Genomic DNA, 16,730 nt, shown 5'->3' with positions numbered 1-16,730 from the left:
AACCATTATAACATGTGCATTCCACTGAAAATTGAATCGCAGCACATGATTCAATGGTTCCTTCCTTGCCTCAACGATATTAGATTGTGGAACCATTATAACATGATTCTTCCACATTCTGCAAAAACAATGTGCAAAAAATGAACAAAGTTCTAGGTTGATACTTATTATCAATGATGCTATCATGAAAAATAGCCAATCGGCTAAAAATGAACACCAATTTGAGGAGGAATTATCATGGAATTGGACCCAAGAGTAAGCGAAAGAATAAGAAATCAAAAAGCCTACGATTTAATCAAAAGTGCAGAACAGGCAGCTGAACTCATCGAGGACGGTATGGTTCTGGGGGTCAGCGGTTTCACCCCGTCCGGATATCCCAAAGCTGTGCCCCTGGCTCTGGCTGAAAGAGCAAAACGAGGTGATGCAGTAAAAGTTGATCTCTATTCCGGTGCCTCTGTCGGTCCAGAAATTGACACTGCACTGACAGAAGCCGGCATCATTAGAAAAAGACTGCCATACCTCACAAACTCGTCAATCAGAAAAGCCATCAATAAGGGGAAAGTAGAATATACTGATATGCATCTTTCTCATTCCACTCAATACATAAATTATGGAGCGATTCCAAAGGTTGATATTGCAATTGTAGAAGCCCTGGCTATTACAGAAGATGGTTCGCTGATACCTACCACTGCAATCGGAAATTCGCCTTCTTTTATCAAGCAGGCTGACAAGGTCATTGTGGAACTGAACTTACACCAGCCCATGGCCTTAGAGGGCATGCACGACTGTCTCATTATGGAGAATCCTCCAAACAGGAAGCCAATCAATATAGTAAAAGCTGACGATTTAATCGGCAAGCCATATATGGAGTGTGGTTTTGAAAAAATTGCCGCCATCGTCATAACCGATTTACAGGATGGCGTACGCCCATTAGCCGCCATCGATGATAATGCGAAAAAAATTGCCCAGAATATCATCAAATTTTTCGAAGGAGAAGTAGCGGCGGGCAGGTTAACAGACACCTTGCTGCCGATTCAGTCCGGCGTAGGAAGTGTGGCCAACGCAGTGCTCTATGGTCTGCTTGACTCAGAGTTCCACGATCTCTGCTGTTACACCGAAGTCGTACAGGACTCCATGTTGGAGATGCTGAAATGCGGTAAAGCAAAATGTGCTTCCACTACTGCAATCTCACCATCACCGGAAATGAAAGAGCAATTCGATCAAGAAGCTGAACTCTATAAGGGCAAGCTGATCTTCAGACCGCAGGAAATCAGCAATAATCCAGAGGTGATTCGCAGACTGGGAATCATTTCCATGAACACCGCTCTGGAGGTGGACATCTACGGCAACGTGAACTCAACCCATGTTAACGGCTCAAGCATGATGAATGGTATTGGCGGCAGCGGGGATTTTGCCAGAAACGGATCTATTACCATTTTTACAACGGCATCTTTGGCAAAGAATGGCGATATCTCTTCCATCGTACCGATGGTATCCCATGTAGATCATACCGAGCACGATGTCATGGTTATTGTTACAGAACAAGGATATGCTGATCTCCGAGGGTGTAGTCCAAAGGAAAGGGCGCTTAAAATTATCAACAACTGCGCCCACCCTGACTATCGGGAAAAACTAATGGATTATTACAGCCGAGCTTGCCAGACCAGCGGTTTGCAGACGCCGCATATTTTAGAAGAAGCCTTGTCCTGGCACGTCAGTTTTATGAAAAACGGTACCATGAAGTAAATAAAAAAGAGTGCATGAGAATCACCGATTCCATCATGCACTCTTTTTTATTCTTCAAAGATCACTTCAGTTCCTATATATTCTAAAAACTTCAGAAAGTCTCTTTTCTGTAGGGACAAGGTCGCAGTGTTGCGGTTAGGGTGAAAGTTCACCAATTCCTCTGCCGCCGCCTCGGTAATCAACTTTTCCAGCACCACGGTAACTCGATGCGCCTTATCGCTGAGAAGGCCAAAGGGAGAGACCGAACCAGGCGTCAATCTCAGCAAATCCCACATCTCTTCTTCCTTTGCAAATCGTATTTTGCCCCATCCCGTCAAAGATTTGAAATGTTTCGCATCCATCTGACGGTGATCCTCCAGTATAATCATGAAAAAATGTTCTGTTTTTTTGTCTTTGATTAAGAGGTTCTTCAGGTTGAGACCGGCCATGACCAGTCCCGCCTCCTCCGCTTCTTTGGTCGAAAAAATTGCTTTATGCTCATGAACCTTGTACTCTGTAATTCCAATTCTTTGAAATACATCATAGAGTTCTGCTTCATATGGTTCCATTATCTCACCTTCCTTTTAGACATTAGTATACCATATTCTCCCGATCGACAACAGCCTTGTCTGGGAAAACATCACGACAAAGGCATGAAAATGCAGGGCAGCCATGATTGTTGCGTAACGGGACGGCGTAGGGCCTGGGCTCGTTACGCAGATTGACCTGAATACGACATTTCCGTTACGCTGCCCCTTCCCCTACACGCTAATATGCGTAACGGGACGGCTTAGGGCCTGGGCTCGTTACGCAGATTGACCTGAATACGACATTTCCGTTACGCTGCCTCTTTCCATACACGCCAATCTGCGTAACGGGACGGCTTGGGGCCTGGGCTCGTTACGCAGATTGACCTAAATACGACATTTCCGTTACGCTGCCTCTTTCCATACACGCTAATATGCGTAACGGGACGGCGTAGGGCCTGAGCTCGTTACGCATATTGACCTAAATACGACATTTCCGTTACGCTGCCCCTTTCCATACACGCCAATCTGCGTAACGGGACGGCTATGAACAGGATATTCTCTCTAGCTGACGCTTCGTTTTCCGCTCCTGTCTCCTGACTTTTTCTTACTTATTCGATGTTTCTTCTCTAATTCCCTTCTGCTTGACAGAAAATATAGTATTTGTAAAATACAGTGTGTTTTTTGATATATTCATCACTATTTTAACAAAACGATTTTCAGGAACCGACTCAAACGACAGCAAAAGGTTAGATCCTTCTAGTCGAGACCTTTAAGTTGCTTTATATATGAATCCTCATGCTTTTGCCATGGAGAAACATCTCTGAAACTTTTGATTCCCACTCGCATACAATTAACTACGAAAACACTTTAATTAGAGGTTTATCTATGAAATATGTAGCACCTAGAAAGGGAGTCACTATGATCATTGCTGCCGCGGCTATCACTGCATTGTTAGCCGTCACAATTTCAACGGTCAAATCGGACAATATCCCTGTATTTACTTCACGCTCTGATGCCAGAGCCTTTTACTGCGAACAGATTTTAAAGCACACAAAACAAATACAGTTCACCTATGTCACAGATAACAGCAATACTTCGCAGGTATGCAAATTCTTTAATGACGATGCTTTCGCCGATGAGGGCAGTAACTTTTCTCTGATGGGAGATTACCTCAGGTACAGCCTCTTTGACGGTTACAAAGCGAACTGCAATTATCTGAAGAAAGATAAAAAGCATTATTATACTTTCAGGTACCGAATATCTTACAAGACGTCCAAGGTTCAAGAAAAAAAATTCGAACTACAACTGAGGAGTACCTTAGATTCCTTAAAGTTAGAAAAAAAGAGTGATTACGGTAAAGTCAAAGCCATTTATGATTACATATGCGATAACGTAAAATATGATAATACCCATGGACCAAACTACTCACAAAAATATACAGCTTACGCCGCACTCGTAAATAAAAGCGCCGTCTGCCAGGGGTATTCCACATTGCTGTACAGAATGTGCAAGGCTGCTGATATTCCTGTGCGAATTGTGGCAGGTACCGGCAAAAACGAAAATCATGCTTGGAACATCGTCAAGCTGGGTGAAGTGTATTATAATGTCGACGCCACATGGGATGCGGGGAGATCTGAATACGCTTACTTCTTAAAGTCTGACGATGCATTTACCGATCATCAGAGAAATGACGAATATGCTTCTCCTTCTTTTTGTGCAGAAAATCCTACGGCAGTCTTCAGCTATTGACAGAGTGTTTTCAACGCCACTCCGCTAAGGAACCCTAGATTCCCTTCGGCGCCTGCTTTGCAGATTGAGCACCCTTCTTAGGACGGCGAGGGGGTCTCCCTCTGCACATTCCACATTGTCAATTTATGAGTAAATGTGAAAAAGCAATTTTCTATGAATAAAAAAAGACTATCCCCTCTGGGTCTAGTCTTTTGCTATCGGCAATCTATACTCGTTTTTGAAATTCATTTCCACACTGATGACATGTTACTTTGATAGAACCCTTTCCTTTGGGCGCTCTCATCTTCTGTCCGCATCCGGGGCATTTGAAGAAAGTATATATTTTACGTTCGTAACGCCACTGTTTTAGAGTTTTACCTTTTGTGATTTTATATTTCAGAGCTAAATACTTGTTATTTTCCATTTCTCTCTTATAAATATTTCTTGAAAAGGCCCTGAAATACGCATAAATAAATGAAAACACTCCAATATAGTAAGCCACTCTGTATACTGCTGGAAACTTGATGAGGAACATAGATACGATCATTAAAATCATTGCTGCCATGATCAGAAATCTGCCTAGATTGTCAAGACCTCGTCTGCCCTGCATAAATCTGTATAGTTTGTATTTGAAACCGTTCATTCTCTCACCTCCTAATGGAGTTGCCCCAATTGCGCAGTAAATTGCTGAGAACTCCTTATGCTGAAAATCCCCAAGAGAACGAGCACACAGCGATGTTCAATTGGTTGGATTTTGTGGTACACTACGCCTTACTATCATATTACAGCACATATGTATGTTTTCTATTTTGATTATGTGAAGAAGTTGTGATGCTTTGAAGTTCTCTTTTGTGGTATATTAAAGTAAGAAATTAAATTGTAAGGAGATCATCATAATGGATAAAAAATCAAGGGATTACGAAGTATGTCTCTGCTATCATACAACCCGCGGAGAAATAGAGGATATTATCAAGGAAACCGGTGTACAAGACCTGAAAACGCTTTGTGAAACTGCGAAGGTAGGAGATAAATGCGGCGGCTGCCGTGAAGATTTGCAGATGATTTTAGATGATATGGCTGCAGAGTCAGAAAATTAATTAAAAGAGAAAGGACTGGAATCATTTTCATTAAGTTAAGCGAAGTTGAACATTGGCAGAGCGATCAAATGAATGCCGAAAAAAGAAAACAAGAGAATCCGATTAATGGACTACGCCGCCAGGGCTGACCTGACGGCGTTGATTTTTCGAGGCACGCATGATTTATCGTTTACATTTCATCCCCCATGAAAGTTTGGGAAACCTCGCAAAAAACTTGATTCCCCTCCTTTTTTTGATTAGGATGTTAACATCCGGCAAACCGCAGCTTAACTATAGAGAAAGACATTTTTCTAATTCAGAATATCACACACTGCCGCACCCGTCATACCAATTTTGACTCCAATCCTTTCCGCTTCTGGCAAAACAGCCTTTACCGGATTTTTAAGGACTTCATCAAATGAACTTCCCCCGATGACACATGCCGCATCACCAAAATTGGTCGCCGCTTCCTGGTTCAGATATCCACACATAATATAACCCTTCTTACAAACAAGTAAAATCATGTTTGGGTGCCCTTCGCCACCAGGCGAATTGATCTGCACTCCCTGTACATCATTCCCATTAACATTTAAGATCTCTGTTCTAATCATTTTTTCCTCCTATAATTTGTCTTATCTGAATTGACGTGTAGCAAGATTGTTTAACGCATTAATATATATTTCCGTTGTCTTATTTAAATCTTCTACAGAAATATATTCATTAGGCAAGTGGGACATTTCCTCCTGTTCCGGAAAAATCGGTCCAAATGCAACTGTATTGGGCATTGCCCGTGCAAATGTGGCTGCGCCTACAGTAAACGGCTGATTGATTACATCACCTGTGACATCACGGTACGCTTTTTCTAAAAGCGCCACGACCTCATCGTCCCGTTTGAAATAAATTGGTCTCATTTGATCAACTATCGCATACTGACAAGCCATTTCTGCTGCAGCTTCTTCTATACACGCAGCAAATTTTTCGTAATCAGAGCTGATTGGATATCTTATTCCTGCACGCAATTGAATCTTCTCATCATTCATAAAGATTTGTCCCGGGTTAAAAGTCAGCAAACCTGATTCCTCGTCACTACATGCACATCCTAAAAGTCCTCCTGTATAATCTTCACTGATATATCTTTCATACGATTCTACAAAAGCATGACAATCCAGCTTGCTTCCCAGTTCCAACATAAGACGGATTGCCCTTGAGACTGCATTGATTCCCTTCTCCGGTGACATGGCGTGACAGCCACGACCTTTTACACTGACATTCAATTTATCATCACTAACTGTTATTGTTATATCATACCCAAGCCTGTCTGCGGTGTTTTTTATTGTCTTTGCTAAAGCTTTTGCATTATCTGTTCTGATAGAGAATATCGCATTTGCCGGAACACTGTTTCTGGCCATTCCACCATCAAATGCTATTAATTTCATCGTTGATTTGCTGTCTCTTTCCAAGTTCCAGATATAGTCAAAGTCGATCAGACCCTTCTCTCCAAATACGAGAGGAAACTTTCCATCAGCTGCGAAAGATATTTCTGGAGCTTTTGCATGCTTGCAGTAGTAAGCAATGTCTTTCCATTCTCTTTCTTCATCGCCGCCGACTATCATTCTAAGGCAGATATCCGCTGGAATCAATCCGTTGTCTTTCATGTATTTAGCAGCATAGAAGCAGCAAACCAATGGACCTTTATCATCTACCGTTCCTCTGCCGTAGATTCTGCCATTTTTTATATTTGCCTGAAAGGGATCCGTATCCCAGCCTTCGCCTGCTGGGACAACATCCACATGACACAACATTCCTATGACGTGTTCTCCTGTACCAATATCAGCCTGAAGAGCATAGCCATCATATTCCGTAATTTTGAAACCGAATTCCGCAGACTTTTCTTTGACCCACTGAAACCCTTTTTCAACATCTTTACCAAAAGGCATCCCAGGTTCGGGGCTATCATTGTTAACAGTTGGCAGTGAAATTAGTTCGCACAAATCATCGATCATTCTGTTCTGATAAGTTAAGTAATCGTATTTTATCATTGCTATAGCTCCGTTTCATCAACAACATTCTGTTTCTCTCTGATAAATTTTCTGAGAACCAGATACAGTACGAATGAAATAACAATGCCGATAAAGATCGCATAATCCGTGCCAAAAATAAATGTAAATACGACACCTGCTACCCAAGAAATGATTCCAACCCAGTCAAAACCATCTTTATAGAACCACTTTTCAGGATCTCCTTTCCTTACGATCCAATAGTCAGCAACCATGACTCCTGCAACTGGACCAAAAGCATCTCCGCAAAGTGTCAGGAATGTTCCAAAATGATACATAATACCCGTCAGAGCTAAAATTGTTCCAAGCACCCCTGCAATCACTGTCATAATTACTCTACTCTTATCACTTGAATTGAAAAGCATAACCATATCGATGCCGGCACTGTATGAATTGGTCGTATTCGTTGTCCATGTAGCGGCAATCAGTACGAGCATGCCAAGAACAGGCAATCCTAATGTGCAGAGGATATTACTGATATCTGAATCCCCTGTCATAACGGATAATATATATCCCAAAATAATCATCATGATGCTTATCGGAAATACTCCGAGAATTGTCGCTAAAGCAGTATCTTTTCTTGTCTTCTGAAATCTTGTGATATCGCCCGTTACAACCATCCCGCAGGACTGTCCGCCAAATGCCATAGCGATACCTGCAATAACCGAAATCTGTGTTTCTGCAGGTGGCTGATATCCTGCAAGTGCTGCCGTGCCATATGTCTTAAAGGCAATGACTGACGCAATACCGATGACGATAATCAGGGCAGGAATCGCAATATCATTCAACCATCCCAGCGCGTTGATTCCCCATACTGCTGTAACCAACATAATGATGCCCCAAATGATAATTGATGCTGTTACGCTGAAATGAACACCAAAGAATTTGCTGAGAAGATTTGAAAAGGCTTCTCCACATACGACTGTCTGATATCCAAACCAGCAAATCAACGCTGCAGAAAAAAGTATCATCATAAAAATTCTAACTCCTGTTTTGCCAAACGCTGATGAAGCAACTACGCACATCGGCCTTCCAAGGTCGCTACTCTGCATGCCTATTAAAGTCATGAAGAACACTGCGATTGCAAATCCCACAATAATTGCAATGATAGCCTCATCAATTGATAGGCTGGATGCCAGCGTGGATCCTACCATAAGACAAGGTATGCTAATCATGATTCCCGCCTGTATCAATGCCACTGTCCACCAGTTTTTTCTTTGCTCGTCCGGTACACGACTTAATGTTACACTTTCCATTGTTCCTTTGCTTTCATTCATTTTCTTTCTCCTGACAAATCACTTTATGATATAACTGTTTTTTACTTGACCATTACATCTGCAATCGTCTTAAATTCAGGACATGTAAATTCACCATTTTCCATTATGACCTGATCATCGAACAAAATAGTTATTCTTGGACATATAACATCTACATGTGTATCTGAAGGCTGCCCTTCCGGCGGCATATCCAGTGCACTGACATGACCGATTCCCCAGCATGCAGCTCCATATATGCGTTCATCTATCACGCAGTATGATGCTATTTCTTTTGAGCCTGGCAGCAATCCTACAAGAACATGCGCAATCATTCTTGCATTTTTATCATATTCGAACTTCTTGTACCAATTATTAAGGAATTCTGATGCGTTTTTTTCTCCATCAATACCAACCACTCTTCCTTCATCGATATGTATAAATGCTGGTTCATCTGAGATGGCGTCAGGTTCCTGAGACGCTGCATACACGACCCTGCATGCAATCGTTCCCTTTGCAGTGCCTTGCTTTGGGATAAAGTTGATATCTGCAGGCGGCGTATACATTCCCGGAATGCTGGCATCCCCATTATCTATAGCAATGAAATTATTTGTGTCCACCTCGAAAGTAATATCCATGCCGTCACTATTGCGCACAGTTATCGTCTTTGATTCGTTATACCGTTTTTTTATAAGATTGGTCAGTTCCACCATCTTTTCCACATGGAAGCTGCAGTACATATCATATAATATGTCGGTTGGAAGATGAATGGTCAGCATGTACCGCATTTTCTTGTTGTTTTCCATAACATGTTCATAGATGTCAGAGTACAGCAATCCCATTGAGCCTGCATCAATCCAACAGTCCACGTTCATGAGAAATTCTTTTGTCGCCTCTACAGGGACTGTTGCTTCGGCAGCCTTGCTCTGTCCTGGAGGCGTTGCTGTCTTCAGAATGGTGCAGGCAACGTCGTTTTCATGACAAACTTCAAGATAAGCTTCCAGTTGCTTAAAATTAGAATCCTGATCCGCAGTAATTGCGAGATACTCGCCCTTTTTCATTTTTAGATACTCGTTGATCATCGCTTCCGCAACATATCTTTCTTTGCTCTTTTCCATCATCTTCTCCTATCTGAGTCCTTTTTCAAGACTCCTCTTTATTAGCGCTGCTCGAATGCGCTGTATAATAGCTTCAATCATTTTATCGTCTCTGTAGCATCCTTGTACAAGTCGGATATATCCTTCTCCCATACCTCCATAACAATTTCCTGAATTAACGAAGACCTTTGCTTCTTCTATAAGATAGTTGACGATTTCATCTGAACTGCCTAGCTTTGACACATCAATCCACGACAAGAATGCACTCTGTGGAATCTGCATCTCTACGCCGGGAATATCACGCAACGCATCGTACAGCACTTTTCTCCTATAATCAAATGTTTCTTTGTAATCCCTTAACAAAGCTTTTCTCTTATGTAAAGCCGTAATAGCTGCAAGTTGTGATGCAGTGTTGCTTGCCCCTATCACACTAACAGCAGAAGCAAACATTGTATCAATGAGAACATCTGGAGCAACTATGTAACCAACTCTCAGACCGCTAAGTCCGAATCCCTTAGATATGGAGAAAATTGTAATTGTTCTCTCAAACATTCCTTCAAGGGATGCCATGGTTACCATTTCTTTTTCATCAAATACGATATCTTCAAACGCCTGGTCAACAACAATGATGAGATCATTCTTTTTCACGAAATCGGCCAATGCTTCCATTGATTTGCGCGAATAAACAACCGTAGTTGGGTTGTTTGGATTTGTAAGGATCACCATCTTTGTCCTGTTAGTAAGTCTTCTCTCAAATTCTTCAACCTCAATTTCAAATCCCGTCTCTGGCTTTACCGGTACTGATACAGGAATACCTCCTAGTATCTGTACGGCCTGAAAGTTATTCGGATAGCTTGGATCGACACTCATAACCTCATCACCTGGCCCAATGAATGGAACCAGCGAATAAAACAATGCCGCATCTGATCCTGGTGTGATGACAATGTTCCTTTTTGGATTCACACTGAGGTGATTATCCTCAGAAAGCTTCTTGGCTATGGTTTCCTTAAGTTCTGTATTTCCAATCGGCGCAGTATAGTGCTGTGCTGTTCCGTCTGAAAGTGATTTCTCTATCGCAGCGCGCACATCATAATCTAACTTGTCATCTGGAAAAAAAGGATCTGCCCAGCTCAGCATTACAACACCGTCTTCTTTCATTTTGTCAGCATTGTCTCCGACATCTGCTTTGTTTACAGCTTCAAACAATCCACCTTTCAGTGTACGAAAGTATGGTTTCATCTTATTTCTCATAGAACAACCTCCTCGTGCCCCACTCTATCCTGCTGCAATGGCCTAGGTTACAACTAGTACACCTTTTGGCCATCTTATCTCGATTTCAATTACACTTTAATATATTTTTATCATATTGTCAATAATTTTTTATTACATTGATTTATTTTTATTATTTTAATAATATTTTATTGACGTTTTGGATTTAACAAGGTAGAATAATTGAAGCTAGAATAAAAGAATAGGAGCATATGATGAGTAATTTGAAAAAACTTGAAAAATATTTTCCTCTGGTTGATTTTTGGGGCGAGGTATGTGGTCCTGCCTATGAAATACTTTTACATGATGTGTCAGAACCCAATCATTCGGTCGTTAAAATTGTGAACAACCACATCAGTCACCGGGAAATCGGAAGCCCTCTTACAGACCTGGCAATTAATCTGATTGAATCAAAAGAATATGAAACTAAAAGTTATGTAGCAAATTACCTGGGCAAAACGAAAGAAGGCAGACACCTGGTAGCATCTACCTTTTTTATTAAAGAAAACAATAAACTCATTGGGCTTTTATGTGTTAACCACGATACTCATGAAATACAGGATATATTTGACGATCTTGAAAAATTCATTGAAAATCATGCACTCTACCCAAAGTCTAACAAAGCTAAATATCAGGAAAACTTTGATACCAATATCAATGGGCACATGTATGATATTGTCGAAAGGGAAATCAATGATTCAATTATTTCTCCTGATCGCATGAAGGCATCAGAAAGAAAGGTGATTGTGAATAAGCTAAATGACTATGGTGTTTTTGCCGTACGCGGAATGATTCCTTTTGTTGCAGAAAAACTATGCACGTCGGAACCAACTATTTACAGATATCTCAAAGAAATCAAAAATAAATGAGTACCTCTTTATAGAAATTATTTTGCAAAATATTTGACGAATCAACGCGCTCATATGCAGCGCTGTCCATATAAGAAAGAATTGCCAATTATGGGCAACAATGCATCGTATGCTTAAATAGTTGAAAATCGCTTCTTTGCTTGAAAAAACAGAGTATACAATTTGTATACTCTGTTTCTAGTTCGTTTGACGGTCTGGACAATGCCTATGTCAACTTCTAACTTAATGACATTGCGGTGCTACCAGTCTTTTCTCCTTCTGTACTTAAATCACTCCTGTAAACGGCGCTAATTCCAATCTGACGAAGAAACCCTGATTGTGCTGACATACCGGGCAGATCTGCGGGGCGCTAGTGCCCTTGTGAATATGTCCGCAGTTCAGGCACATCCAGTCGCATTCCACGTCAGAGACGAAGAGCTTGTTTTGCTCAAGCAAATCTGCAAACATACCGAATCTGTCCCCATGGATTTTTTCAATCTTCGCAATTTGGTTAAATGAGTTTGCAACAGCGAGGAATCCCTCTTCTGAAGCCTTCTGTCCGAAAGCGCTGTACACGTCGTCATGTTCCTCATATTCGTTATGCTGTGCGTAACGCAGAAGCTGGATCATTGAATCTGTGATATCCACTGGATATCCTCCGTCAATATGGATTGTGTCTCCTGCCAGTTCTTTTAGATGATTATAGAAAATCTCGCCGTGTTCCTTCTCCTGGTTTGCTGTAAATGTAAAGACAGCCTCGATAACATGAAGATTTGCATTTTTTGCCTGTGAGGCGCCAAAGGTGTATCTGTTTCTTGCCTGGCTTTCACCTGCAAAAGCTCTCATCAGGTTATCTTTCGTTTCACTGTTATTAAAATTCATTGATATTTCATCCCCTTTATCTTTTGATTAAAGATAGTATTTTCCATTTTAGGTTATACTATGCAAAGAATATCAAAGAAAAAACGACTTTTGAAAATCTCAAAAGTCGTTTTACATTTTCCCTTACATCTCAAACGGATTGATTCTGCCAGTGGCGATAAATATAATCGCAGTGACGATCAATGCCGCAAGTACCACGCATGCAACGACGTCTCCGGTACTTTCAAAGATCTTCTGGCCTTTTTTCTTTCTATTGTAGTAATACATTATGCTGCCAGGGGCATACAAGATGGTCGCGATTAAGATATACTGCAACCCGCTTGCATAAAGCAGCCAAATTCCATAGATAGAACCGACAATACCGATGAGCCATGCCATTGCTTTGTTGTTGTTTCCCGGCTCCAGTCCCTGTCCTTTGATTACAAGTTTCAGGTAATAGAATGCAGAGAATACATATGGCACCATGATCGCACTGGTCGACATTGCATAGACAGCCTGATAGGTTCCAGCGTTAAAGTAAATAACGACGATGAAGACCTGAATAAAAATAGCTGAAATAATGACAGACCATGTAGGTGCTTTGAATTTATTTAATTTGCTAAATACCGGAGGAAATGCTCCCTGTTCTGCCGGACCATACGCACTGTCAACACAAAGTATCGTGTAGGAGAACAATGCTCCGCCCAGAGAAACAATAACGGCGATATTTACAAGAGCCGCGCCCCAAGGGCCTACAACATATTCAAGCAGTCCCGCCATAGGAGGATTGGTAAGTGCTCCAAGTTCTTCTGCCGGCATAACGCCCATACTCAGCACTGAAATCAGAAGGTAGAGTACGAACAGTGAAAGGAAGGAAATAACGGTCGCAATACCTGCAACTTTTGTATTCTTCCCTCTTCCCGAAAGCACTACGGCGCCTTCAATTCCGATGAACGTCCATACTGTGGTGTATACGGTCGATTTCACTTGTTCTAACAAGGTCATTCCGCTGCCTTCGCCAGTGAAGTTATCCATGAAGATATCCCATTTAAACGCGCCTGCCAAAATGATGGCAACCACCATTACGACAATGGGAACGCATTTTGCTATAACAACGACCGCATTGATGGCTACCGCTTGGTTTACACCCCGCAATACCAGCAGAGATAACAACCAGATGATAATCGATGCGACAACCATAGAAGCTAAGTTGCTGCCAGAGCCGAAAATATCGAAGAAATTTCCCAATGCTGCAAATAACAGGGTGATAAAAGAAAGCTGTGCCAGCATTGCACTCATCCAGTAACCCCATGCGGAGTTAAAACCTACGAACTCTCCAAATCCTTCTTTTGCATAACTGTAGATCCCGCTGGTCAAATCTGTTTTTACCACACTCAGCTTGAAGAAACACATCGTCAGTCCCAACATACCGACACCGCAGATTACCCATCCCAGCAGAACTGCCAGTGTATGTGCCCCGCCTGCGGCGAAGTCTCCAGATAAACTGAAGACACCGCTGGCTAAGGTCAATCCTATGGAGAATAGCGCCAATTTGGCGACGCCCAAACCTTGATTATTGGATTTATTGCCCATATTAAGTTCCTCCTCTTCTTATAAAGAGACTAGAATCTCAATGATAAGCAGCTTAAACCACCATCAAGTTTTCTATATTCTGATGTGTCAACTAAGATGGTCTTGTAACCCAGGTCCTGTACCGCTTTCAGCACTGCAGGATAACCTTCCGGTACGATGACCGTGTCGTTGACCCAGATGCAGTTCGCTGCGTATGCTTCGTCCTCCGGAATCTGCACGCAGTTGTATTTCTGGAACTCCGGTTTTGTCACGAACTCGCCGGATACCAGCATGTTGTTGTCCTCCAGGTAGTTGACGCCCGTCTTCAGGTGCAGCACCTCTTCCAGCTTCACCTCGGAGCAGGTCATGTCGTACTTGGCCAGGATCTCTGTCAGCTGTCTGATGCCTTCCTCGTTGGTCCTTGCGGATCTTCCAACATAGAAGTGATCTCCCACCATCATGACGTCGCCGCCTTCCAGAGTGCCAGGGGCCTTGATGTATTCGATCTGGTCGTCAGAGAAGAACTTCTTCACTGCGCCGATGATCTCGTCCTTCTCACCGTTTCTGGACTCTGCGCCCGGGTTGGTGATGATGGCGCACTTCCTTGTAATCAGGGCAGGGTCCTCGACGAAGCAGGAATCGGGGTATCTCTCGTCAGCCTCTAATACGGTAACGTCTACGTCGCACTGCTTCAGCGCTTCTATGTAATCATCATGCTCCTTCAGGGCCAGCTCAAAATCAGGCTTTCCCGGATACAGTCCGCTTGTGATGCCTTCTACCATTGCTTTGCACGGTCTTCTTACGATTACGTGATTAAACTTTTTCATTTTGTTTCTCCTCTCAAAATCAAGTTGTTTTGTTTTATAGATATATTATATACAATATTTTAATATTTTGTCAAGAGTTATCGTCAGAAAATATAAAATATTTTATATACAATAACAGGAAATGGGATTCACTATTTATATAAAATATGTTATATTTATGTTACAAGATATCAGAAAGTGAGTAAAAGAAGGATTATGAACAAGTTTAAGACATTAAAAGACCACGTATATGATTACATTGCAGATCAAATCTTAGTAGGTAATCTCAGACCAGAAGAAAAAATAAATGAAAATGTCATCTGTGAGGAACTTTCCATCAGCAGGACCCCTGTCAGAGAAGCGCTGATTCAACTCGCTTCTGAAGGTATTTTAGACAACGTTCCCCGCAAGGGTTTTGTCGTAAAAAGTCTGTCAGAAGAAGAAGCGACAGATCTATATGTAATTATCGGAGACCTGGATGGTCTGGCTGCCAGATTAGCCTGTCCAAATTTAGAGGAAAAAGATTTTAAAGACATGCAGTTCTATATCGACAGTATGACCCTTACCATCGAATCAAAGAACTATGAGATGTATTTAACGCAGCAAAAAATCTTTCATCAAGTCTATATCGACAAATGCGGCAACAACGCTTTGATCGAAGAACTGGCAAAGATCAAAAACAAGTTCCTAAAAAAGAGCTATCTGGATGATCCTGAGGGTGAAATCAGCAGAACTTTGACGGCCACCAATGCCGAACACCAGGAAATATTAGAGCTCTTTAAGGAATACAAGGCTGACGAAGTTTCAAAATACCTGGCAGAAATTCACTGGGCGCCTGAAAACGCTCATTTTGATTTGATGAGTCTCAACGAAAAATAAGGGAGGAATTCTACTATGCAATTAGAATACGATATCAGGGATTGCAGGAATCGGCCATCACGCGAATTCCTCAGCCGGAAGCCGTCATAGTTCTGCCCTCCTTCGTTGAGGGCTGTCCCGTCACCGAAATCGGGACAGACGTTATTTCCCTAGGGAAAAAATCCATTGCCCGGGAAATCGTTTTGCCCGAGACCCTTATCAAAATCTCAGAAAGAGCTTTTTCTGATCTCCGCTATTTAAAAAAGCTCTCCCTCCCCGACGGTTTGAAAGAAATTGCCGACTTCGGCATCTTCACCTGTCCAGATCTGACAGAGCTCTACATCCCCGCCTCCGTGGTGACTTTTGGACAATGTGCTTTCGGCTACATGTACGAACACGCCAGAGCTTATAAGCTCAACTACTTCACTCTGCTGTGTGAAAAAGATTCACAAGCGGAAAAGTACGCAAAAGAGCAGAAAATCGTTTATCGCAACATATGACGGAATCCAACGGCAGATGCATTTCCGCGCGATCTGCCGTTTTTCATGTAATGATTCCGGTCATAATTTTTTCTTGTATCCCTTGTTATTCTTTTGAAAGCCGAAGGATTCATAGAACCCGCAGGCATCCTGTCTTTCGATTTCCGTAACCAAAATCATCTGAGTGCACTGCCTTTCTCTCGCCCTTTTTTCCAGCTCAGACAGCAACGCACTGCCAACGCCTTTCCGCCGTCCAAGGTCATCGACAATCATATTTTCGATAACTAAAAATGGTCTGCAATCTCCATATAACTCCTTACAGATTACGCCCATGACGGAGCCGATCAGAAGGCCATCCTGCTCGGCTCCCAAAAGCAGATGGCTGTTTTCCCGCTGTATGGCATCAAACTGTGCCTCCATCTTTTCAACGTCAGATTGTTCATTCCAAAACTGGCGGTATAAGTCAGCAAGTCTCTTCATATCGCTCTTTTCAAGCGTTCTGATTTTCATGTACTATGCACCTCTTTTTTGCTATGTATTTATAGAGTATGCAGTCCTGTCATATTTTGCT

The 16,730-nt window shown here is 42.1% G+C and carries 17 protein-coding genes; 6 read left to right on the top strand and 11 right to left on the bottom strand.

The window, feature by feature from the left end; all coding sequences use genetic code 11:
• The first annotated feature begins 237 nt into the window (after positions 1-237).
• The gene (locus BN6539_RS17100; protein ID WP_067541231.1) at positions 238-1,746 is read left to right on the top strand and encodes an acetyl-CoA hydrolase/transferase family protein; all 1,509 of its coding nucleotides are present in this window, start codon (positions 238-240) and stop codon (positions 1,744-1,746) included.
• Between the two features lie 47 nt (positions 1,747-1,793).
• On the opposite strand, the gene BN6539_RS17095 is transcribed toward BN6539_RS17100, so the two are convergent.
• Entirely contained in the window at positions 1,794-2,294 is a 501-nt protein-coding gene (locus BN6539_RS17095; RefSeq protein WP_067541229.1) for a prolyl-tRNA synthetase associated domain-containing protein, read from the bottom strand.
• An 846-nt stretch (positions 2,295-3,140) separates the two neighbouring features.
• On the opposite strand from BN6539_RS17095, the gene BN6539_RS17090 reads away from it, so the two are divergent.
• Positions 3,141-4,004 (top strand): transglutaminase domain-containing protein, encoded by an 864-nt coding sequence (locus tag BN6539_RS17090; RefSeq protein ID WP_067541227.1) that lies wholly within the window; start codon positions 3,141-3,143, stop codon positions 4,002-4,004.
• 205 nt (positions 4,005-4,209) lie between these two features.
• On the opposite strand, the gene BN6539_RS17085 is transcribed toward BN6539_RS17090, so the two are convergent.
• On the bottom strand, positions 4,210-4,626 hold the full coding sequence (locus tag BN6539_RS17085; protein WP_067541225.1) for a hypothetical protein: 417 nt from the start codon (positions 4,624-4,626) through the stop codon (positions 4,210-4,212).
• 253 nt (positions 4,627-4,879) lie between these two features.
• Here BN6539_RS17085 and BN6539_RS17080 point away from each other — a divergent pair, with 253 nt between their 5' ends.
• Positions 4,880-5,080: a (2Fe-2S)-binding protein gene (locus BN6539_RS17080; protein ID WP_067541223.1), complete on the top strand. Its 201-nt coding sequence runs from the start codon at positions 4,880-4,882 to the stop codon at positions 5,078-5,080.
• A 290-nt stretch (positions 5,081-5,370) separates the two neighbouring features.
• Here the strand turns inward: BN6539_RS17080 and BN6539_RS17075 are convergent, their stop codons facing one another.
• Genes BN6539_RS17075 through BN6539_RS17055 form a run of 5 tightly spaced genes read right to left on the bottom strand, consistent with a single transcriptional unit; the run spans position 5,371 to position 10,717 of the window.
• Positions 5,371-5,670, bottom strand: coding sequence for a DUF1805 domain-containing protein (locus BN6539_RS17075; RefSeq protein ID WP_067541221.1), 300 nt, complete (start codon positions 5,668-5,670; stop codon positions 5,371-5,373).
• Between the two features lie 21 nt (positions 5,671-5,691).
• Positions 5,692-7,098 carry a Sapep family Mn(2+)-dependent dipeptidase gene (locus tag BN6539_RS17070; RefSeq protein WP_067541219.1) on the bottom strand — a complete coding sequence of 469 codons (1,407 nt, stop codon included), beginning with the start codon at positions 7,096-7,098 and terminating at the stop codon, positions 5,692-5,694.
• 2 nt (positions 7,099-7,100) lie between these two features.
• Positions 7,101-8,393, bottom strand: a complete 1,293-nt coding sequence (locus tag BN6539_RS17065) for a cytosine permease (protein WP_082907583.1) — start codon at positions 8,391-8,393, stop codon at positions 7,101-7,103.
• Positions 8,394-8,434: 41 nt separating this feature from the next.
• The gene (locus BN6539_RS17060) at positions 8,435-9,490 is read right to left on the bottom strand and encodes a M29 family metallopeptidase (RefSeq protein ID WP_148484502.1); all 1,056 of its coding nucleotides are present in this window, start codon (positions 9,488-9,490) and stop codon (positions 8,435-8,437) included.
• Between the two features lie 6 nt (positions 9,491-9,496).
• The gene (locus BN6539_RS17055) at positions 9,497-10,717 is read right to left on the bottom strand and encodes a pyridoxal phosphate-dependent aminotransferase (RefSeq protein ID WP_197492891.1); all 1,221 of its coding nucleotides are present in this window, start codon (positions 10,715-10,717) and stop codon (positions 9,497-9,499) included.
• Positions 10,718-10,947: 230 nt separating this feature from the next.
• Between BN6539_RS17055 and BN6539_RS17050 the strand changes: the two genes are divergently transcribed.
• A complete protein-coding gene (locus BN6539_RS17050; protein WP_082907582.1) occupies positions 10,948-11,604 on the top strand; it encodes a helix-turn-helix transcriptional regulator in 657 nt (218 codons plus the stop codon).
• A 264-nt stretch (positions 11,605-11,868) separates the two neighbouring features.
• Here BN6539_RS17050 and rbr read toward each other — a convergent pair whose 3' ends face one another.
• The 3 genes from rbr to BN6539_RS17035 all read right to left on the bottom strand — a co-directional run bounded on the left by rbr (position 11,869) and on the right by BN6539_RS17035 (position 14,843).
• On the bottom strand, positions 11,869-12,465 hold the full coding sequence (gene rbr, locus BN6539_RS17045) for a rubrerythrin (RefSeq protein ID WP_264473647.1): 597 nt from the start codon (positions 12,463-12,465) through the stop codon (positions 11,869-11,871).
• A gap of 123 nt (positions 12,466-12,588) precedes the next feature.
• On the bottom strand, positions 12,589-14,037 hold the full coding sequence (locus BN6539_RS17040; protein ID WP_067541211.1) for a basic amino acid/polyamine antiporter: 1,449 nt from the start codon (positions 14,035-14,037) through the stop codon (positions 12,589-12,591).
• A 29-nt stretch (positions 14,038-14,066) separates the two neighbouring features.
• The gene (locus tag BN6539_RS17035) at positions 14,067-14,843 is read right to left on the bottom strand and encodes a dimethylarginine dimethylaminohydrolase family protein (protein ID WP_067541209.1); all 777 of its coding nucleotides are present in this window, start codon (positions 14,841-14,843) and stop codon (positions 14,067-14,069) included.
• A gap of 195 nt (positions 14,844-15,038) precedes the next feature.
• Here BN6539_RS17035 and BN6539_RS17030 point away from each other — a divergent pair, with 195 nt between their 5' ends.
• Positions 15,039-15,701 (top strand): GntR family transcriptional regulator, encoded by a 663-nt coding sequence (locus BN6539_RS17030; protein WP_067541207.1) that lies wholly within the window; start codon positions 15,039-15,041, stop codon positions 15,699-15,701.
• Between the two features lie 41 nt (positions 15,702-15,742).
• Positions 15,743-16,180 (top strand): leucine-rich repeat protein, encoded by a 438-nt coding sequence (locus tag BN6539_RS17025; protein ID WP_067541205.1) that lies wholly within the window; start codon positions 15,743-15,745, stop codon positions 16,178-16,180.
• Positions 16,181-16,240: 60 nt separating this feature from the next.
• Here the strand turns inward: BN6539_RS17025 and BN6539_RS17020 are convergent, their stop codons facing one another.
• The gene (locus tag BN6539_RS17020; RefSeq protein ID WP_067541203.1) at positions 16,241-16,669 is read right to left on the bottom strand and encodes a GNAT family N-acetyltransferase; all 429 of its coding nucleotides are present in this window, start codon (positions 16,667-16,669) and stop codon (positions 16,241-16,243) included.
• Positions 16,670-16,730 lie beyond the last annotated feature (61 nt).

Source organism: Emergencia timonensis, assembly GCF_900086585.1.
Classification (GTDB): Bacteria; Bacillota; Clostridia; order Peptostreptococcales; family Anaerovoracaceae; genus Senimuribacter; species Senimuribacter timonensis.
This window is presented reverse-complemented; position numbering and strand designations above follow the sequence as displayed.